This is a genomic window from Dyella sp. SG562 (genome assembly GCF_011759495.1).
GTDB classification, from domain to species: domain Bacteria; phylum Pseudomonadota; class Gammaproteobacteria; order Xanthomonadales; family Rhodanobacteraceae; genus Dyella_D; species Dyella_D marensis.
Genome location: NZ_JAAOYS010000010.1, coordinates 1 through 17,761, shown reverse-complemented (window position 1 = coordinate 17,761; position 17,761 = coordinate 1). Strand labels below are relative to the sequence as shown.

At 66.6% G+C, this 17,761-nt stretch carries 21 protein-coding genes; 1 reads left to right on the top strand and 20 read right to left on the bottom strand.

What is annotated here, in order from left to right; translation table 11 throughout:
- Positions 1 to 2: 2 nt before the first annotated feature.
- From FHW84_RS17355 to FHW84_RS17260, 20 genes are read right to left on the bottom strand one after another with little or no spacing between them, the layout of a single operon-like run.
- Positions 3 to 428, bottom strand: coding sequence for a flagellar hook capping FlgD N-terminal domain-containing protein (locus FHW84_RS17355; RefSeq protein ID WP_167257246.1), 426 nt, complete (start codon positions 426 to 428; stop codon positions 3 to 5).
- Positions 418 to 1,155: a hypothetical protein gene (locus FHW84_RS17350; RefSeq protein ID WP_167257245.1), complete on the bottom strand. Its 738-nt coding sequence runs from the start codon at positions 1,153 to 1,155 to the stop codon at positions 418 to 420. The genes FHW84_RS17355 and FHW84_RS17350 overlap by 11 nt, the downstream gene beginning before the upstream one ends.
- Positions 1,152 to 1,595, bottom strand: a complete 444-nt coding sequence (locus FHW84_RS17345) for a hypothetical protein (protein WP_167257244.1) — start codon at positions 1,593 to 1,595, stop codon at positions 1,152 to 1,154. The genes FHW84_RS17350 and FHW84_RS17345 overlap by 4 nt, the downstream gene beginning before the upstream one ends.
- Positions 1,592 to 2,926, bottom strand: coding sequence for a FliI/YscN family ATPase (locus tag FHW84_RS17340; protein WP_167257243.1), 1,335 nt, complete (start codon positions 2,924 to 2,926; stop codon positions 1,592 to 1,594). Before FHW84_RS17340 ends, FHW84_RS17345 begins: the two co-directional genes overlap by 4 nt.
- Positions 2,923 to 3,597: a FliH/SctL family protein gene (locus tag FHW84_RS17335; protein ID WP_167257242.1), complete on the bottom strand. Its 675-nt coding sequence runs from the start codon at positions 3,595 to 3,597 to the stop codon at positions 2,923 to 2,925. Before FHW84_RS17335 ends, FHW84_RS17340 begins: the two co-directional genes overlap by 4 nt.
- Complete coding sequence (locus FHW84_RS17330; RefSeq protein ID WP_167257241.1) at positions 3,594 to 4,040, bottom strand: hypothetical protein; 447 nt, start codon at positions 4,038 to 4,040, stop codon at positions 3,594 to 3,596. The genes FHW84_RS17335 and FHW84_RS17330 overlap by 4 nt, the downstream gene beginning before the upstream one ends.
- Positions 4,037 to 5,407 carry a flagellar basal-body MS-ring/collar protein FliF gene (gene fliF / locus FHW84_RS17325; protein WP_167257240.1) on the bottom strand — a complete coding sequence of 457 codons (1,371 nt, stop codon included), beginning with the start codon at positions 5,405 to 5,407 and terminating at the stop codon, positions 4,037 to 4,039. Before fliF ends, FHW84_RS17330 begins: the two co-directional genes overlap by 4 nt.
- A gap of 7 nt (positions 5,408 to 5,414) precedes the next feature.
- Complete coding sequence (gene fliE / locus FHW84_RS17320; protein ID WP_167257239.1) at positions 5,415 to 5,711, bottom strand: flagellar hook-basal body complex protein FliE; 297 nt, start codon at positions 5,709 to 5,711, stop codon at positions 5,415 to 5,417.
- A 1-nt stretch (position 5,712) separates the two neighbouring features.
- Entirely contained in the window at positions 5,713 to 6,096 is a 384-nt protein-coding gene (locus FHW84_RS17315; protein WP_167257238.1) for a flagellar basal body rod C-terminal domain-containing protein, read from the bottom strand.
- Between the two features lie 10 nt (positions 6,097 to 6,106).
- Positions 6,107 to 6,481, bottom strand: a complete 375-nt coding sequence (locus tag FHW84_RS17310; protein ID WP_167257237.1) for a hypothetical protein — start codon at positions 6,479 to 6,481, stop codon at positions 6,107 to 6,109.
- 11 nt (positions 6,482 to 6,492) lie between these two features.
- Positions 6,493 to 7,617 (bottom strand): flagellar basal body P-ring protein FlgI, encoded by a 1,125-nt coding sequence (locus FHW84_RS17305; RefSeq protein WP_167257236.1) that lies wholly within the window; start codon positions 7,615 to 7,617, stop codon positions 6,493 to 6,495.
- Positions 7,614 to 8,195: a flagellar basal body L-ring protein FlgH gene (locus FHW84_RS17300; RefSeq protein WP_167257235.1), complete on the bottom strand. Its 582-nt coding sequence runs from the start codon at positions 8,193 to 8,195 to the stop codon at positions 7,614 to 7,616. The genes FHW84_RS17305 and FHW84_RS17300 overlap by 4 nt, the downstream gene beginning before the upstream one ends.
- On the bottom strand, positions 8,185 to 8,886 hold the full coding sequence (flgA, locus tag FHW84_RS17295) for a flagellar basal body P-ring formation chaperone FlgA (RefSeq protein ID WP_167257234.1): 702 nt from the start codon (positions 8,884 to 8,886) through the stop codon (positions 8,185 to 8,187). The genes FHW84_RS17300 and flgA overlap by 11 nt, the downstream gene beginning before the upstream one ends.
- Positions 8,883 to 9,653 carry a flagellar hook-basal body complex protein gene (locus FHW84_RS17290; RefSeq protein WP_167257233.1) on the bottom strand — a complete coding sequence of 257 codons (771 nt, stop codon included), beginning with the start codon at positions 9,651 to 9,653 and terminating at the stop codon, positions 8,883 to 8,885. The genes flgA and FHW84_RS17290 overlap by 4 nt, the downstream gene beginning before the upstream one ends.
- Positions 9,654 to 9,660: 7 nt before the next feature.
- A complete protein-coding gene (locus FHW84_RS17285; RefSeq protein WP_167257232.1) occupies positions 9,661 to 10,338 on the bottom strand; it encodes a flagellar hook basal-body protein in 678 nt (225 codons plus the stop codon).
- 9 nt (positions 10,339 to 10,347) lie between these two features.
- A complete protein-coding gene (locus FHW84_RS17280; RefSeq protein WP_167257231.1) occupies positions 10,348 to 12,429 on the bottom strand; it encodes a flagellar biosynthesis protein FlhA in 2,082 nt (693 codons plus the stop codon).
- Positions 12,426 to 13,496 (bottom strand): EscU/YscU/HrcU family type III secretion system export apparatus switch protein, encoded by a 1,071-nt coding sequence (locus FHW84_RS17275; RefSeq protein ID WP_167257230.1) that lies wholly within the window; start codon positions 13,494 to 13,496, stop codon positions 12,426 to 12,428. Before FHW84_RS17275 ends, FHW84_RS17280 begins: the two co-directional genes overlap by 4 nt.
- Position 13,497: 1 nt before the next feature.
- The gene (locus tag FHW84_RS17270) at positions 13,498 to 14,244 is read right to left on the bottom strand and encodes a flagellar biosynthetic protein FliR (RefSeq protein WP_167257229.1); all 747 of its coding nucleotides are present in this window, start codon (positions 14,242 to 14,244) and stop codon (positions 13,498 to 13,500) included.
- Positions 14,241 to 14,513: a flagellar biosynthetic protein FliQ gene (locus tag FHW84_RS17265; RefSeq protein ID WP_167257228.1), complete on the bottom strand. Its 273-nt coding sequence runs from the start codon at positions 14,511 to 14,513 to the stop codon at positions 14,241 to 14,243. Before FHW84_RS17265 ends, FHW84_RS17270 begins: the two co-directional genes overlap by 4 nt.
- A gap of 2 nt (positions 14,514 to 14,515) precedes the next feature.
- The gene (locus tag FHW84_RS17260; protein ID WP_167257227.1) at positions 14,516 to 15,655 is read right to left on the bottom strand and encodes a tetratricopeptide repeat protein; all 1,140 of its coding nucleotides are present in this window, start codon (positions 15,653 to 15,655) and stop codon (positions 14,516 to 14,518) included.
- A 620-nt stretch (positions 15,656 to 16,275) separates the two neighbouring features.
- Between FHW84_RS17260 and FHW84_RS17255 the strand changes: the two genes are divergently transcribed.
- Positions 16,276 to 16,854 (top strand): DUF4291 domain-containing protein, encoded by a 579-nt coding sequence (locus FHW84_RS17255; RefSeq protein WP_167257226.1) that lies wholly within the window; start codon positions 16,276 to 16,278, stop codon positions 16,852 to 16,854.
- The last annotated feature ends 907 nt before the right edge of the window (positions 16,855 to 17,761 follow it).

Sequence of the window (17,761 nt, the reverse complement as noted above, 5' to 3'; positions counted from 1 at the left end):
CCTCAGGGCTGCACAAGGGTGATCTGCGACAGGCGCACGCCGGTCATCACGTTGCCGCCGCTGCTGGCGGTCACCGACAGCTGCACGCCGCCAGTGGTGAAGGACACGGCCGTGATCTTGCCGGCGGTGGTCGAACCATCCACGCCGGTGACCTGCACCGGATGGTTGAGCAGGCTGATCGACTGGTCGGTGGACTTCATGCTGAGCAAGTCCTGGATGCCCTGGTTCATCTCGCCATTGAGCTCGATGCCCTCGAACTGCGACAGCTGCAGCAGGAACTGGCTGTTATCCAGCGGCTGCATCGGGTCCTGGAACTGCAGCTCGCTGACGAACAGCCGGATGAAGTCCTCCTGGTTGATCGCCTTGTTGCTGACGCCCGAGGCGGTGGCAGGCGCGCCGAGGACGGCGCCGATCGAATCAACGGCCATGCGGTTCTCCCTTGCCGATATCCTGGTTAACGGCGCCTGCGCGCCAGATGTCCTGCCCGTTGAGCACGATGCGCTGCAACGGCTGGCCCGCACCGCGGGCGAATGAGTGCAATTGTTCGACCAGCGCGCGCTGCTGCGGCGCGTCCAGGCGGTAGTCGCGGATCCACAGCGTGGCGGTGCCGTCGCTGAGGCGCACCATGCGGCGCGCCCATTCAGCAAAGTCGCCGCTGGTGCCGGTGCGCAGTGCGGTGGCTTCAACGGTAGCGCTGCTGTCTCGCTCGATCGGAATAGCCATTCCATCGGTGCGGATGGCAACCGCGTCGGCATCGCTGCCAACCGCCATAGCATCGGCTGATACGTGTGGCACGGGCATGGCATCGGGTGTCGACGCCAACGCCAACTCCGGCGAAACGCTGCCGGCCGCATGGCCGTCCGCGCCGTCACGGTTGCTGTCGAGCATCGACAGATAACCGGTCGCATGCAGCCCCTGCGGGTAGATCCTTCCCGACATGCCCGCCATCGCCAGACGCACGTCGAGCGGTGCGGCGGCATCGTCGGCGTGAGGCTGAGCATGCTGGCGGCTTTGCGACAAACCATCGGCGCCGCTTTGCTCCGATGCGTGCGACGAACGCACATGCGCCTCGAAATCCTTGCGCGGATTCGGCTTGGGCGGAGCCGGCTTGGCAGGCAATACATCCGGCGTATTGAGCGGCAACAAAGGATTCACTTAGCCGCCCCCCTGCCTAGCCACAGATCCATCAGATCGGCGGCCACCTTGGCTTCGACCGCCTGTTCTGCCTGCTCTCGTGCTTCGGTGGCGCGCTCGCCGGCCATATCTCGCCGTGCGCGGGCCAAGGTCCAGTCCTCCGAAGCTTGCCGGAGCGCCGTTTTGCTCTGCGCCAGCGTGTCGGTGCTGCGCGCAAGGACGGTTTCGGCGGCCATGGCCGCATCCGCATACAGCGCATAGCGCGCCATATCCGCCGCAGGATGATGCAGGGCCGATTCGCGTGCGCGCTCGAAGGTCTCCAGCGTGGCTTCGTCGCGCTCCTTGATCTCGCGCGCGGCCTGCGCATCCGCATGCGCAGTGGCCAACTGCTGCCGCGCGCGTTCTTCGCGGAAGCGCTCCAGCGCGGCAAGACGGACCAGGGTCGCGGCGCGATCGCTCATCGGGCGAGGTTCCCCTGGCCATTAAGAATCGACGCCAGCGCCGCATAACCTTCGTGGCGATCCAGGCTGACGTCGGGCGTCTGCCGCAGGCTCTGCTCCAATGCCGGAGCCAGCTCGACGGCGCGGTCCAGCCGCGGATTGGCGCCGCGCTGATACGCACCCATGTCGATCAGGTCGCGCGAGGCTTCATAGGTGGCCAGCAGCGCCTGCGCTTCGGCCACATGCCGGCGCTCTTCCGCCGTGGCCAACCGCCCCAGCCAGCGGCTGACGCTGCGCAGGGGATCCACCGCCGGCAGCTGCCCGCGATGGGACAGATCGCGCGACAGCTCGATATGCCCGTCCAGCAGCGCACGCATATGGTCGGCCACCGGCTCATTCATATCGTCGCCCTCGACCAGCACGCTGTAGACGCAGCTGATCGATCCCGAACCCTTGAGCGCACCGCCGCGCTCGGTCAGGCGCGGCAATGCATTGAAGACGGAAGGCGGATAGCCGCGCGACGTCGGCGGCTCGCCCGCGGCCAGGCCGATCTCGCGCTGCGCCATGGCGAAGCGCGTCACCGAGTCCACCATCAGCAGCACGTCCTTGCCCTGGTCGCGGAAGTATTCCGCCACCGCATGCACGGCATGGGTGGCATGCGCGCGCACCAGCGGCGGCTGGTCCGAGGTGGCTGCCACCACCACCGCATGGCGCATGCCCTGTTCACCCAGCGCCTGGGTGACGAAATCGCCAACCTCGCGCCCGCGCTCGCCGATCAGGCCGACCACCACCACGTCCGCGCGCACGTGCCGCGCCAGCATGCCCAGCAGCGTGGTCTTGCCTACTCCGGAGCCGGCGAACACGCCCATGCGCTGGCCTTTGCCCATCGGCAGCAGCGTGTCGACCACGCGCACGCCGGTTTCCAGCACCGTATCTTCCTCGCGGCGCGACAAGGGATCGATCGGCGCGCGGTAGACCTCGTAATGCGCTTCCGCGGCCAGAGCACCCTTGCCGTCCAGCGGTGCACCGAACGCATCCACCACGCGCCCGAGCATGCCCATGCCCACCGGAATGCGCAGGCTATGGCCCAGCGCACGCAGGCGATCGCCCACGCGCAAGCCCGCGGCCTGACCCATCGGCATCAGCAGCACACGGCCATCGCGGAAGCCGATCACCTGCGCCAGCAAGGCCTCGGTGCTGCCGGACTTCCGCAACTCGCACAGCTCACCCAGCTGCGCATCGGGGCCGATCGCTTCCACCACCAGGCCATTGCTCGCCACCACCTCGCCTTCGCGCACGAACGCGGGCAGCTGGCGCAATTGCTCGTGGAAACGGGCGACCAGGGCGCTCATGCGTGGGCGTCGCCGTCATGGAGTGCGGCGAGCAAGGCATGGCGCAGTTGCTGCGTGCGCGCGTCGAGGCCCGCATCGAAGCGGCCTCGGCGGCTTTCCAGCACGCAGCTGCCCGCCTGCAGGCTGGCATCGGCGACAACGGGGATACCTGGCACCAGCGCCTGCAGCGCCGCCGCATCGGCTTCCGCTACGCGGACGCTGACCACCTCGCTGCCCAGCTCGCGGCGCGCTTGTTCGCACAAGGCCGCGACCAGGCTACGGTCCGAGGCCTTGTCGCCAAGCACGCGCAGCATCGCGGCATAAGCCATCTCGACGGCAGCCGACTCCGCCCAGCGGCGGTCTTCTTCCAGCGCGGCAGTCAATGCATCCGACACCGTGGCGAGGCGTTCGTGCTCGACGCGCAACGTCTGCTGCGCTTCATCCAACGCTGTCTTCGCCTGCTGTTCAAATTCAGTGCGCGCCTGCGCCGCGGCGGCCTCGAACTCCGTCCTCGCCTGGCGCAAGCCATCGCGATAACCCTGTTCGAAACCGAAGCGATGTTCCTCCGCGTCGGCCTCCTCCGGCATGATGCTGGCGAGCGTTTCGCCACGCTCCCCGAACGCGCGCGACTGTCCCTGCACGATATCGTGCCGCGACAGCCGGCGGGCGCCTTTGGTCAAATCCTGGCTCATAGCCACTCCGCGAAGCTACCGGCCTTGCCGGGCCATTGCGCCAGCGCTGCACGCAGCGAAGGCGACAACGGCTGTATCAGGCGCGCGGCTTCTTCGCGCACCTTGCGGGCGCGCGTCACGCCGAGGCTGTCGAGGTCGACATCCCGATCTTCCGGCTGATGCGCAGCCAGCCAAAGCGCGATCCAGGCGGGATCGACCTGCTTCAAGGCGGCAGGCAGCGCAGCCTGCGTCACCGTCGCTTCCGTTTCCGCGGCCGCGATAGCGGGAGCCGGAATCTCCAGCTCGCCCAACTGTCCGCTCCAGCGCTTCAGTTCCGGCGAACGCAGCACCCTCTGCAACGCGCGTGCGTGCTCCACGGGCAGCTGCTTCAGCAGCCAGGCGCGGTCACCGGGATGCAGCGCCGCGAGCCGCGCGGCGGCTATGCGCAGGCCCTGGGTGTTCATGGACGCTCCGGTGCGTCGATCCAGCGGCGCACGTCCTGCAGCAAGCGCTCGCGTTCCGCGGCGGGCAGCCGCTTCGGCGAACGCAGGCGCGCCATGCCGACACCGGTGCCGAAACACAGCAGGCCCAGCAGGCCGGCCATCGCCCAAGGTGCGCCGGGCGGCAGTTTCGAAGACGCCGCAACCATCTCCGCCGGGCGTGCGCCGCGCTGGCTGGCCACGGGAGGCAGCACGATGGCGGTCTTCGGCGCGGCAGCTACCGCCGCGATATCCAGGCGGTCGCCGCGCTGCGCATCCAGACCGACCGCGGCACCGATCACCGAGGCCAGCTTGGCGCTGGTTACCTCGTCCACCGACGAAGGCAACATGATGCCCAGACTGATCCGCTGCACCTGCCCCGGCGCCACTTCGATCTCTTCCTGCTGACGGCCGTGCGCGTATTCCAGTTCCGACTCGCCCGCGCTGCTCGCCGCACGGGCGGTGTCGCCCTCCGGACCCGGTGCGCCATGCGTGTTCGACGTCTTCTGCCGCACCAGCAGTCCGTTGCCATCCTTGCCCTGCGCCAGCAGCGTGTCCTTCACCTGCTTGATGCGGTCGTAGTTGAGCTGCACGTTCACCGACACCGCGAACGAAGCCGATTCGCCCAGCGCCTCGCGCAACAGCGCTTCGACGCGCTGGCGCAGGCGCGTTTCCACGCGCGCCTGCTCCTCGCCGCTGTCGCCGGCCGTGCCACCCGACAAGATGGCACCGCCCTGCCCCAGCACCGTGACGGCATCCGGCGACAGACCATCCACCGCTGATGCAACGAGGCGCTGGATGCCGGTCACCTGCTTGGGCGCCAGCGAGCGCCCAGGCTGCAACGCCAGGCTGACCGAGGCCTTCGAAGGCGAATCCTGGCTTTCGAACATACCCGCGCGGCGCAAGGTGAGATGCACGCGCGCGGCCTGCACGTCCGGAATGGTGGCAATGGTGCGTTCCAGTTCGCCCTGCAGCGCGCGCTGGTAATTCACCCGCTGGGCGAACTCGGTCACGCCGAAATCCGAATCCTTGAACACCTCGAAGCCCACGCTGCCGCCGTGCGGCACGCCTTGCGCGACCAGCTTCATGCGCGCGTCGTAGACCGACTCCTCCGGCACCAGCACAGTGGCGCCGTCGTCGGCGAAGCGGTGCGGCACTTGCAGGCCATCCAGCGCGCCGGCGATTTCCGCGGCGTCGACCTGTTTCAACTCGGTGAACAGCACGCCGTAGCGCGTGCGCGTCGACCACCAGGTCAGGCCGGCGGCCAGCACCACGATCAGCAGCAGGCCGATGCCGAATGCGAGGCGGCGCCCATGCGACCAGATGCCCCAGAGCGAACGAAGGAATTCCATGGACGGCTCAGACCTGCATGCTGGTGATGTCGCGGTACGCCGCCAGCACGCGGTTGCGCACCTGCACCACGAACTGGAGATCGATGCGCGCCTTTTCCAGCGCGATCATCACGTCGTGCACCGGCAGGTCCGCGCCGGCGGCCAGCGCACGCGTCGCCTGGTCGGCGGCGTTGAGCTGCTGGTTGACGCCTTCGACGCCTTGGGCCACCAGACTGTCGAAGCCCGGCGCGGTCTGCACCGGCGTGGCGCGCGCGGAAGGAGCGATATCGCCGAGCGCGGCAAGGGGAGCAATGGGTTCGATCATCTCAGCGGCCTCCGATGCTCAACGATTTCAGCAACATGCCATGCAGCGTATTGAAGGCGCGGATATCGGCCTGGTACGCGCGCTGCGCGGACATCAGCGTGGCCATCTCCTGCGCCAGGTCGACGTCCGGGTACTGCACCGTGCCGTCCGGCCCGGCCAGCGGATTGGACGGATCGAGCACGGTCTGCCCGGCGCCATCCGCGCTGGACGCGCCGGCGGCAATGGCCGGCCCATCCACTTCGCGGGTGAACGCAGCCGCCTGCGCCGCGGCGCGCTGCTGCACCGGCATGTCGGCGGTGGCGATGCGCTGGCTGGCCGCCTCCATGCGCATGCGCTCGTAATCCAGGCCGGAACGCGTCACGGCGAACATGGCATCAAGACTCATGACTGCAGACTCATGACTGGTCTCCGCTGAGCGCCAGGCTCATGAGGGCGAACTGGCGCGTAGCCGCTTCCGACAAGGCCTGGTAGTGCGCGCTGGCCAGGGCCAGTTCGGTCACTTCGTGATCCAGGCTGAGCGAGCCGTCGGCGCTGTCGATGCGCTGCGAGGTAGTGCTGCCCAGACGCGCCGAAGCGAGCGCGCCGGCATCGACGTCGCCGCCGTCGGCAACCCGCTGCAGCAGGTCCAGCGCGTCGCCGAAGTCGGCGCGCTGCACGGTGCCGTCGGGCCGGTTGGCAAAGGCCACGTTGTGGCTGGCGATCTCCGCCCGCCGCTGGGCCATGTCCAGCGCAAGGCCGATGGCGCCGAGAGTGACATTGTGATCGGACATCCGTATTCCCCTTACTGGATGAGCAATTCGCCGCGCAACGCACCGGCCGCCTTGATCGACTGCAGCACGGTGATGACGTCGCGGGTGGAAAGATGGATCGCGCGCAGCGCGGAAATCAGGTCGCCCACGGTGGCGCCGGTGGGCAGCTGCACCATGCGGGCATCGTCTTCGTTCACCTTGATTTTGGTCTGCGGCACGATGGCGGTGCGGATATTGCGCGAGGGGTCGACAAACACGCCGTCGCCCGGCTGCGAAACCAGGTAGTCGGTCTTGATCGACACGCGCAGGTCGCCCTGCGAAATGGTCACGCTGGCCAGCTGCACGTCGCCGCCGGACACCACCGTGCCGGTGCGCTCGTTGACCACCACGCGCGCGACCTGGTCGGGCTGCACCATCACGTTTTCCAGCGCGGCGATGTTCTGCACCGCACTGCCCGCCTGGCTGAAATGCACCACCACCTTGCCGGCGTGCGCGGCGCTGGCCTCGACGCCGGGCAGCGTGCGCTGCACCGCCTGCGCCACGCGCGAGGCGGTGGTGAAATCGGGCTGGTACAGAATCAGGTTGATGGTGCCGCCCGGCCCCAGCGCACCCAGCGGCGCGGAACGCTGCACGGTGGCGCCTTCCGGTACCAGGCCGGCGGTGGGATGGTTCTTCTGTTCCAGGTTGCCGTGCGACTGTACCTTGTAGCCGCCGACCGAAATCGCGCCCTGGGCCAGCGCATAGACCTGGCCATCAGGGCCATCGAGCGGCGTCAGCAGCAAGGTGCCGCCGCCGAGGCTGCGCGCATCGCCGACCGAGGCCACCGACACGTCCAGCTTCTGGCCGGATTCCGCAAACGCCGGCAGCGTCGCGGTCACCATCACGGCCGCCACGTTGCGGCTGTTCAGATCGTCGGTGGACACGTTGACGCCAAAGTGGCTGAGCGTGTTCGCCACCGACTGCAAAGTGGCGTGGTTGCGGTTGGTATCGCCGGAGCCGGCCAGGCCGACCACCAGGCCATAGCCGATCAGCGCGTTGTCCTGCACGCCTTCGGCGCGTGCGATTTCCTTCAGGCGCACGCCCACGAAGGTCTGCGTCTGCGCCGAAGCCGCGAACGCAGCCACGGCCAGCAGCACGGCACAGAGCCCGCGCCTCATAGCAACCCCAGCCATTTGCTGACCCTGTAGATGATGCTGCGCTTCTGCGGCTCGCTGACGTCGCCGCGGCCGGTGAATTCGATGTTCGCTTCGCTGATGCGGTTGGACAGGATGGTATTGGAGGAGGAGATGTCCTCCGGCCGCACCGCGCCGCTCAGCGCAATGCGCTGCTTCTCGCCGTTGACCACCACCGATTGCTCGCCGCGGATGCGCAGGGTGCCGACGTCGTCGATGCCGGTGACCCTCACCGCGATCTGCGCCTGCACCGCGCCCGAGCGCGTGGTCTGCCCCGCGCCGCTGTCGCTGCCGGAAAGACCGAGATTGCCGTTGTAATCGTGATGCGTGGTGCGCAGGCTGCCGCCCAGACTCACGTTATTGGCCGAGTCGGTGTTCGCGGCGGCTGACGCGCGCGAAGTCTCCACCACCAGGATGGTGAGCGTGTCGCCCACGCGGTGCGCGCGGCGATCCTCGGCCAGGCCGCGGTAGGTGCGCGGGTCGATCATGCCGCCGCCGTCCTGCGCGCATGCGGCAGGCAGGCCGAGCAGCAGCAGGGTTGCGAATGTGTATTCACGGAACAACTTGCGCCACTCCCCGGTCCGTCACCGTCGCCTTTACGGGTTCGCTGGTACCGGCCACCTGCACCGGCACCGTCTCGCCCTTGTTCGCAGCGCGCATGGCCACGCCCGCGCGCTCCACCGTGATCCCGCCGTAGCTCGCCATCAGGCGTACCTGCTGGCGATTGTCGACGTCGGGCACGTCCTCGAAATCTTCGATGCTGGCCACCTGCCCCGCGCGCACCGGATGGCGCAGGCGCTTGCCTTTGAGCGCATCCGGCGAGGCCAGCGGCGCGGACGAGCCGAGCGCCACGTCCACATTGCGTTCTTCCAGCTGCAGTTGATCGGCCGGCAGCCGCTCGGCCACGTCGTCGCGATAAACCCAGGCCTGCCCCGTCGCCGACAGCGCAAAACCCACCGGCAGCGTGCGCAGCACGCGGCCGCCGCTGCGCACTTCCACCATCGCGGTGAAGCGTGCGCGCGGCCAGCGGCCGGCGATCGGCAGCGCGCGAAATTCCAGCGCGCCCTTGGCGGCCGGCAGGTGCTCCGGACGCGTCGTCACGTCCAGCTGCACATGCTCGTAGCCATGGCCGAGGCGCTGCTCCACCGCCGCACGCGCAGCCGCCACCGCGCCATCCGCGGCGGCATCGCTGGCGCACGCGGCGGCCGGCGCCAGGCACGCCAGTGCGAACAAGCTGGCAAGGCGAAGGCTCATCGATTGAGATTGTTGATGGTGTCCAGGATCTGGTCGGTCGCCTGCAGCACGCGCGCATTGAGCTGGTACGCGCGCTGCGCCAGCACCAGCGCGGACATCTCGCCTACCAGGTCGACGTTGGAACCCTCGACATAACCCTGCGACAGCGTGCCGAAGCCTGCATCGCCCGGCTTGCCCACCACCGGGTCGCCCGAATCCGGCGTCACCGCGAAATTGTTGCCGCCGACCGAGCGCAGCGCTTCCGGCGCGGCGAACGTCACCAGCTGCAGGTTGCCGACCACGCTGTCCTTGGCGTCGCTGCCGAGCTGCGCGTGCACATCGCCATTGCTACTGACCGTGATATGGGTGGCGTCGGCGGGAATCTGGATGCCCTGCGCCAGGCGATGGCCTGCGGCGGTGGCCAGATAGCCGTCGTTGTCCACCTTGAGCTGGCCGGCGCGCGTGTACAGGCGGCCGCCGTCTTCGCCGCTTTCGATTTCGAAGAAGCCCGCGCCCTGGATCGCCAGGTCCCAGGTGTTGCCGGTCTGCTGCAGGGCGCCGTCGATCATCACCGGCGCGGTCTCGCTGATGCGCGTGCCGGCGCCGAGCTGGTTGGCCGCAAGGCCTTGCTGCGCCTGCGCCGGCGTCAGCGCCGACACGTCGGTGAAGGCCACGCGCGAGCGCTTGTAGCCCGGCGTCTGCATATTGGCCAGGTTGTTGGAGATCACGTCGATCTGCTGCTGCTGCGAGTTGAGCCCGCTGGCGGCGATATGGAGTGCTTCGATCATGGCGTCCTCAGGAGTCCTTGCCGATCTGGTCGATACCGGCCACGAGAGCCGTGTGATAGGTGGAAATCGCGTGCTGGATGGAACTGGCGTGGCGCGACAGCTGCATCAGCCGCACCATTTCCTCGCCGGGGTCGACGTTGGAACCTTCGAGCGCGCCCTGGTGCACGCGCACATCGGCGTCCGCGGTGGCGCTGGCGGCGTACATGCCGCCACCCAGCGGCTGCAGCGTGGCGCCGTCGGCCACGTCGACCAGGGCCAGCTGCGCCACCACGTCCTTGCCGTCGTGGATGGCGCCGTCTTCGCCGATGGTTACGGCAGAACTCGAGAGCACGATGGGGCCGTCGGCGCCGAGCACCGCGCGGCCCTGCGCGTCCACCAGGCGTCCGCTGGCATCCAGCGAGAACTGGCCGGCGCGCGTCAGGAACACCTGCTCGTCGCCGGCGCTCACCTGGAAAAAGCCTTGCCCTTGCAGGGCAAGATCCAGCGGGCGACCGGTCTGGATCAGGGCGCCATCGCGCTGGTCCACGCGCGTGGGCGCCGCGCCCAACGTATCTTCGAAACCTTCGGCGCGCTGTACCGCGCGATAGCCCGGCGTGGTCAGGTTGGCCACGTTCTGGCTGAGCGTGCCTAACGCGCGCACGTCGGCGCTCAAGTAACGGGCAATCGAGCTGATGGGGTCGCTCACTGGGTCTCCTTATGCCGCGGCCGGCGCCGCCGCGGTGGGCGTCACGCTGCCGAAGGCCCGCACCACGATGGTGCCGGGCAGTTCGTTGATGCCGATCACCGCCACATGCGGCAGCGAGCGCTGGATCAGGGCGCGCACGTGCCGGCGCAGCAGCGACGGGCACAGCAGCACCGGTGAAAGGTTCTTGGCCAGCATCGCGTCGGACTGCCGGGCCAGGCTGCCCAGGAAGCCGTCGAGCATGTTCGGATCGGTCAACAGCATCGAATGCCCCTCGCGCTGGCGCGCCGCCTGCAGCATCGAACGCTCGAATTCCGGTGCAAGGGTCAGCACGTGCAGTTCGCCCTGTTCGTTGCTGGCTTTCTGGCAGATGCCCGCGCCCAGGCGCTCGCGCACCTTCTCGGCAAGGTCCTCGGCCTGCTTGCTCACCTTGCCGGCGTCCACCAGCACTTCGAAGATGGTTTCCAGCTGACGGATGCTGACCAGTTCGCGCAGCAGGATCTGCAGCACCTTCTGCACGTCCGTATAGCTCAGGACGGTGGGCACCAGTTCGTCGACCAGACCGGCCTGGCGTTCCTTCAGGCGCAGCGCAAGGCGCTCGACTTCGGCGCGCGTGAGCAGGTCCGCCGCGTGGCGCTTGGCCAGTTCGTTGAGGTGAGTGACCAGCACCGTATCCGGATCGACCAGGGTGTAGCCCGCGCCGCGCGCGTACTGGCGCGCATCCGGCGAAATCCATTGCGCCGGCAGTCCGTAGGCCGGATCGCGCGTTTCGCGGCCTTCCAGCTTGGGCCGCTTGCCGCCCGGGTTGATCGCCAGCACCGCGTCGAAATGCAGCTCGCCCTGCCCGATGCGGTTGCCGTTGAGCAGCACCTGATACTGATGTTCGCCCAGCGTGCCCGCGGTGGCTTCGCGCGTCATCACCGGCGGCAGCACGAAGCCGAAGTCCAGCGCGAACTGCTTGCGCAGGCTCTGCATGCGTTCGTTTAGTTCCGCCGCGCGGTGCTGGAAGACTTCCTTCACGGCCGCGCCCAGGCGCAGTTCGAGCGGGTCGATCTGCAGGCTGCGGTAGAAATCCTCTTCGCCCTTGGGCTTCGCTTCGGGCGTGTCCGCTTCGGTTTCCGCCGCGGATTCGGTGGATGCGCTACGCCTTGCCAGCCAGATCATCGCCGCGATGCCGGCCAGCACGAAGGCCACCGGCAAGACCGGCAGGCCGGGCAGCAGCATCACGATAAACAGCGTGATGCCCACCACCATCAAGGTGCGCGGGTTGGACAGCACCTGCTTGGCGATCTCGCCGCCCAGCTCCGCATCCGACGCGGCGCGCGTGATGATGATGCCGGTCGCCACCGCGATCACCAGCGAGGGAATCTGCGTGACGATGCCGTCGCCCACCGTCAGCAGGGTGTAGCGGTGCACGGCCTCGGTCCACGGCATCCCATGCTGGAGCATGCCGATGGACAGGCCGCCGATGATGTCGATCAGCAGAATGACGATGCCGGCGATGGCGTCGCCCTTGACGAACTTGGTGGCGCCGTCCATCGCGCCGTAGAAGTTCGCCTCGCGCTCGATCAGGGAGCGGCGGCGGCGGGCCTCGGCCTCGTCGATCAGCCCCATGTTCATGTCAGCGTCGATGCTCATCTGCTTGCCGGGCATGCTGTCCAGGGTGAAGCGCGCGGCCACTTCCGCCACGCGCTGCGCGCCGCTGGTCACCACCACGTACTGCACCACCACCAGGATCAGGAACACCACCAGGCCGATCACATAGTTGCCGCCCACCACATAACTGCCCACCGCACCGATCACATGGCCGGCGCTGCCGCCGTTGAGGATCAGCCGCGTGGCCGACACGTTCAGCGCCAGCCGGAACAGCGTGGTGATCAGCAGCAGCGACGGAAAGGTGGAAAAGCTCAGCGGCGAGTCGGTCAGGAAGGTGATCAGCAGCACCAGCAAGGCGATGCTGAAGTTCACGATCAGCAGGAAATCCAGCAGCCCCGGCGAGACCGGCACGAACAGGATGGTGAGGATGAAGATCATCGCGCCGACCAGCGCGAGATCCCGCCTGCCATCCAGCAGCTGGCGCAGCAGCCCCTTCATGTATGCACCTTGTGGCCCGGGCGCGACATCACCCAGCGGTAGACGGCGCCGACCTCGCCATAGCGTTCGGCCGGCACGCTCTCGTCCAGCGCGCATTCGCGGAACAGCGCACGGGCCAGCGCCGGCAAGCGCACGATCGGCACGCCATGCCGCGCCGCCACCTGGCGGATGCGCGCGCTGAGCCAGCCACTGCCCTTGGACAGCACCACCGGCGCGAGCATGCGCGAGCGGCGGTATTGCAAGGCCACCGCCACGTGCGTGGGGTTGGTCACCACCACGTCGGCGGACGGCACGCGCGCCACCGACTGGATGCGCTTGAGCATGTCGCGCGCAAGGCGGCGGCGCTTGGAACGGATGGCCGGGTCGCCTTCGCGGCGCTTGTGTTCGTCCTTCAGTTCGCGGCGGCTCATGCGCAGCTTGCGGATGAATTCGCGGCGCGAGAACAGCAGGTCCAGCACCGCGATCAGGCCGAATACGAACAGCAGCCACTTGGCCAGATGGCCGAACAGATCCGCCAGCTCCGCCGGAATCGCCGACGGCGCCGCGCCCGCGGTAGCCATCAGCGGCTGCCACAGCGCATGCGCCATCCACGCCAGCACGGCGGCCAGGATGCCCAGCTTCAGCAGCAGGCGGCCCAGGTCCCACAGCGTGCGCAGCGAGACGATGCGCTTGAAACCCTTGACGGGATTCAGTCGCGAAGCGTCGGGCTTCAATGGCTGCGTCGAGAACATCGGCCCGGTCTGCAGCAGATTGGCGGCGATGGCGGCGATGACCAATGCAAAGATCGACGGCGCCAGTGCATGCCACACCGGCGCGAACGCACCGCCCAGCCAATGCCACAGTCCGGCGCCGGGTGCCGGCGCTGCGCCGGCCATCGCCAGCGAAGCGCGCACCGCATCGGCCATGGCGCGGCCGATGCCGGCCAGCCCCGCGATCAAGGCGAAGCAGAACACCGCCAGGCAGATCACCGCCGTCAGCTCGGTGCTGCGCGCGGCCTGCCCTTTCTCGCGCGCTTCCTGCAGGCGGAACGGCGATGGCTGTTCGGTCTTGTCCTGATCTTCGGCCATCTCAGCCCCGGACCATGGATTGCGCGCCGGCCAGGCCGTCCGCGAACAGCCGCCCCAGCAGCGCCGGCGCCAGGCGCAAGGAACCGGCCAGCAGCACCAGCACCGTCGCCACCTTCAGCGGCAAGGCAAGGAAATAGATATTCGCCTGCGGCATCGAGCGGCTGGCGAAGGCCACCGCGATATCCACCGCGAACAGGCCCAGCACGACAGGTAGCGTCACCATCAGGCCGAGCAGAAATTGCGAGCCGAGCAGGTTCAGCAGTGCCGTGAGCGACGGCGCATGCGCTGCAGCGCCCAGCGGCACCCAGCGCACCGAGGCGACCAGGTGGCGCAGCAGCAGCAGATGGAAACCGAGCGCGAAGAAGGTGAGCGTGCCGGCCAGCGACAGCACCGTGCCGAGCAGCGAATCGGTGCCCTGCAAGGCCGGATTGAACAGGTTCGCCGAGGCCAGACCCGCCTGCACGTCGAGCATGCGCGCGGAGAAACCCAGCGACGCCATCGGCAGCGTCACCGCCAGCCCATAGCAGGCGCCGACCAGCAATTCGGAACAGGCCGCCAGCACCAGATCCGCCGGCAGCGCCGACGGCGCGGCAACGCCGGTGAGCAGCCAAGACAGCGCCAGCAGCAGGATCGCGCGCACGTGCAGCGGCGCCCACGCGAACGGCGTAAACGCCGGCATCAGCAAGACGGGGACGAAACGCAGCGTGGCCAGCATCCAGGCCACCACGGCAAGCTGCAGGCCGATCATGCCGATCCCATGCCTCCGGCCATGCCTATCACCTGCCGGGCGAATTCCACCACCACGGCCATCATCCACGAGCCCAGCAACAGGAACAGCGCCACCACCAGGATCAGCTTGGGGATGAAGGTGAGCGTCATCTCCTGGATCTGCGTGACCACCTGGAACACCGACACCAGCAGGCCCACCAGCAAGGTGCCGAGCAGGATCGGCGCGGACACCTTCGCCGCAGTCAACAGCATCTGGGCCAGCAGGTGCATGCCGGTATCGGCGTCCATGCTCAGGCGCGTCCGGCCGGGCGCAGGCGCGCCTGCAGCTGCTGGATGAAATCGACCGGGCGGCGCGTGGTGTCCATGCCCGCTTCGGCCAGGATGCCGTCGACCATCGCCGCCGCCTCGCGGTCGCGCCCTTCCGCGCTCCACAGCAGGCTTTGCGCGTAGCGGGCGTTGCGGCTTTGCGGGTCCAGGCGGAGTGCGCGCTTGATGTCGCTGCGCGCTTCGTCGGCATGGCCGTTCAGCGCATGCACCAGGGCGATGCCGCCATGGGATTCGCCGAAGTTGCGGTCCAGATCGAGCGCCTTGCTGAAATGCGCGTGCGCCTGGGCCGGGTTGCCGAGCAGAAGATCGCACCAGGCCAGCGCGTGCCAGGTGCCGATGTGCTGGCTCATGCGGTCCGTGGCGCGGCTGAGAAACGCGTGCGCGGCAGGCACGTCGCCGTTGAGCATCAACGCTTCGCCGGCACCGGCAAGCGCACGGCCGGCTTCCGGCTGGGCGGCCAATACCTGGGCGAAGGACTGGTAGGCGGACTGGGCATCGTGCGACCACAAACCGAGCGTGCCCAGCGTGGTGAGTGCGTCCGATTGCGCGGCGTCGATGCTGAGCGCGTGCTGCGCGGCATCGCATGCATCGGCCACCTGCGCCAGGTCGAGGTAAAGCATCGCCAGCAGGCCCCAGGCCTCGGCATGCCGTGGATGGTTCTGCACCACCGCGCCGGCGACGGCCGCCGCGGCTTCGTACTGCTGGCGGTGCTGCAGCAGGCGGGCGTGCAAAAGGGCGATTGCCGGCTCATCGGGCGAGCGCGGCAAGACGGAGGCGAGCACGCGTTCGGCAGCATCGAGCCGGTCCGCGCCCAGCAGCGCGAACGCAAGATCGTGGCGAACGGCGACGCTGTCGGCGCCGGCTTCGAGGCAGGCCACCAGCGCATCCGCGGCCACCGCGAAGCGGCCACGCGCGAGCGCGCATCGTCCTGTGCGGAAGAGGAAATCCGGGCGTTCGCGCAATGCGGTCGGCACGCTGTCGAGCATGCTTTCGGCCTCGTCGAGCAGACCATGGGCCAGCAAGGCATCGACCAGATCGATCACGATCAGGTCATTGCCCGGGTCCTGGCGATGGAAATCCCGCAGTTGGATCAGCCTGTCCATGGCGACCTCCCGTTTGACCACTCCCTGTCACGAACGGCGGCGCCCGCAGGCACCACGACGAACCGGTACGACACTTCCCCTCCAACGACCCTTTCCAAGGCCGGCACTGCGTCCCCTGAACAACCGCCAGATCCCTATCCATGCGGCACGCCAAATCAGCATAGGGGTGAAGGAAATGGCATAGCAAGATCAACTTTGTGGCGTTTTTGGTTCACAAATGACCGAAAGAAAATGTGATTTATATCGTGAAGGAAATGTCTAAGAAGCTCCGTTTATCGAGTGATTGATTCGGCAACTTCTTTTGCCTGTTATAAATTTTTGTGTCGTTATTTCTTGCGCCCGCATGAGGGCGCGACGCCGCAGATGAATGATTTCTTGCACCAGGCTTTCCTGTTTTAGCGACTTTGGGTCATTTGGGTATGGGCAGGGATTTCAGCACTTGTATGCAGTGCAGCAATCGACGGAACATCGCGCACGCGTACAAAGCGCCCTTCCCAAACAACACCTGTCGACTGGAATATCAAGCCATGTCGCGGGGTTTCGCGGCCTCGAATTGGGCTGACATTACGCGGCGATAATCGGCAGAATTAATCCAGTCGAAAATCCAGATATCCCTTGAAATGACGCAAAAAAATTTTCCCCAACGCCAGATTCGCGCGCTTTACAACGAACGCACGCTCCGCGTTTATCAGGCCTATTCCCACGCCATCGCCGACAGCGCCCTCACCCACCAGACCTTCGTCTCGCCACCGTTCAAGCGCGAGCGCATGACGTGGATCAAGCCGTCTTTCCTATGGATGATGTATCGCGCCGGATGGGGTGAGAAAGACGATGGACAGCGGCGGATTCTCGCCATCGACATTACTCACGAAGGCTTTGCATGGGCGCTTGCGCACAGCTGCCCGAGCCATCCGGAGCCAGGCATGAGTGCGGATGAGTGGGAGGAACTCAAGCGGAGATCGCCAGTGCGGATTCAGTGGGATCCGGAGCGGGATCTGCATCTGAATCCGCTGGATTATCGGGCGATTCAGATGGGGCTGAGTGGGGAGGCGGTGGAGCGGTATGTGGGGGAGTGGATTCGGGGGATTGAGGATGTTACGTCGGAGGCGCACGGGATTCATGGGCTTGTGCGCGAAAACCGGTTGCTTGAGGCGAGGAGTGCTTTGCCAAATGAACAGCCTTATCCAGACATCCATTGATGATCAGCACCTCATATCGATCCCTCACGACTCCAGGAGCCTGATTAAATATTAGAGAGCGATAGCATTTAACGCGGCGCGCCCTACTACCGCTTCTCCAGAACGGCCACTAATTTTCGCACGAACTCAGTTTTGTCCACCTTGCCCACATTCGAATAAGAAAATAAATAACCATCCTTCTTATAAGCCTCAATCATTACATTTATCAAAGAATATATATGCAAAGGAACTCTACCAAGCACCCGGAGCCCCCCCCATACTTAATGATGCCGCAACACAAAATGCCACCGCATCAACGGGAAACAGGCCCTGTTCTGAGCTGGCAATCAGCCCCTGAATTTCCAAGAACTCACTTTCTGGCGTATTCATACTTCCTGCGTTTAACTGACTCCAGCCACTTATTCCTTCCGGCCCTTTATTCGTCGGGGGATACCATCGCTCCGCCCCCCCTATTGGCTCGCAACTCAGGAGCGAGGACATTTGACGCCCCGCGCCCCTTGATTGCCATTTTCTATGTTGGACTACGCCTGAATAGCGATCTCTAGTAATACTTCGGCGAAATTCACCCCACCATCTTTGGCTGGCTGTTTCTTAAGCCTATTTAGGGCGTAAGCCAGTGCAACATTTGCCCCTAAGCGATATTAGACAAAGGGGCCGGAGGTAGTTAAGCGCTTACTCGAAACGATGGCGCCATCTGACATGCGGGAGACAAAGGGGCCGGGGGTAGTTAAGCGCTTACCCGACTCGCCGGAAGCGCTCGATATGAGGCAGCCGAAGTTGAGATTCTGGCCACCGCACTTAACTACCTCCGGCCCTGAGGTATCCCCACGTTCTTCACGCCACCACCCGCATCTGATCCAGCACAGCTGGCGGTAGTGAGCGTAGCCGTTCAATCCATCGAGATGTT

Excerpts from the sequence above, each read along its gene's own strand:
- FHW84_RS17355 (WP_167257246.1), bottom strand. The coding sequence starts at position 428 with ATGGCCGTTGATTCGATCGGCGCCGTCCTCGGCGCGCCTGCCACCGCC.
- FHW84_RS17345 (WP_167257244.1), bottom strand. The coding sequence starts at position 1,595 with ATGAGCGATCGCGCCGCGACCCTGGTCCGTCTTGCCGCGCTGGAGCGC.
- FHW84_RS17340 (WP_167257243.1), bottom strand. The coding sequence starts at position 2,926 with ATGAGCGCCCTGGTCGCCCGTTTCCACGAGCAATTGCGCCAGCTGCCC.
- FHW84_RS17335 (WP_167257242.1), bottom strand. The coding sequence starts at position 3,597 with ATGAGCCAGGATTTGACCAAAGGCGCCCGCCGGCTGTCGCGGCACGAT.
- FHW84_RS17330 (WP_167257241.1), bottom strand. The coding sequence starts at position 4,040 with ATGAACACCCAGGGCCTGCGCATAGCCGCCGCGCGGCTCGCGGCGCTG.
- fliF (WP_167257240.1), bottom strand. The coding sequence starts at position 5,407 with ATGGAATTCCTTCGTTCGCTCTGGGGCATCTGGTCGCATGGGCGCCGC.
- fliE (WP_167257239.1), bottom strand. The coding sequence starts at position 5,711 with ATGATCGAACCCATTGCTCCCCTTGCCGCGCTCGGCGATATCGCTCCT.
- FHW84_RS17315 (WP_167257238.1), bottom strand. The coding sequence starts at position 6,096 with ATGAGTCTTGATGCCATGTTCGCCGTGACGCGTTCCGGCCTGGATTAC.
- FHW84_RS17310 (WP_167257237.1), bottom strand. The coding sequence starts at position 6,481 with ATGTCCGATCACAATGTCACTCTCGGCGCCATCGGCCTTGCGCTGGAC.
- FHW84_RS17305 (WP_167257236.1), bottom strand. The coding sequence starts at position 7,617 with ATGAGGCGCGGGCTCTGTGCCGTGCTGCTGGCCGTGGCTGCGTTCGCG.
- flgA (WP_167257234.1), bottom strand. The coding sequence starts at position 8,886 with ATGAGCCTTCGCCTTGCCAGCTTGTTCGCACTGGCGTGCCTGGCGCCG.
- FHW84_RS17290 (WP_167257233.1), bottom strand. The coding sequence starts at position 9,653 with ATGATCGAAGCACTCCATATCGCCGCCAGCGGGCTCAACTCGCAGCAG.
- FHW84_RS17280 (WP_167257231.1), bottom strand. The coding sequence starts at position 12,429 with ATGAAGGGGCTGCTGCGCCAGCTGCTGGATGGCAGGCGGGATCTCGCG.
- FHW84_RS17275 (WP_167257230.1), bottom strand. The coding sequence starts at position 13,496 with ATGGCCGAAGATCAGGACAAGACCGAACAGCCATCGCCGTTCCGCCTG.
- FHW84_RS17270 (WP_167257229.1), bottom strand. The coding sequence starts at position 14,244 with ATGATCGGCCTGCAGCTTGCCGTGGTGGCCTGGATGCTGGCCACGCTG.
- FHW84_RS17265 (WP_167257228.1), bottom strand. The coding sequence starts at position 14,513 with ATGGACGCCGATACCGGCATGCACCTGCTGGCCCAGATGCTGTTGACT.
- FHW84_RS17260 (WP_167257227.1), bottom strand. The coding sequence starts at position 15,655 with ATGGACAGGCTGATCCAACTGCGGGATTTCCATCGCCAGGACCCGGGC.
- FHW84_RS17255 (WP_167257226.1), top strand. The coding sequence starts at position 16,276 with ATGACGCAAAAAAATTTTCCCCAACGCCAGATTCGCGCGCTTTACAAC.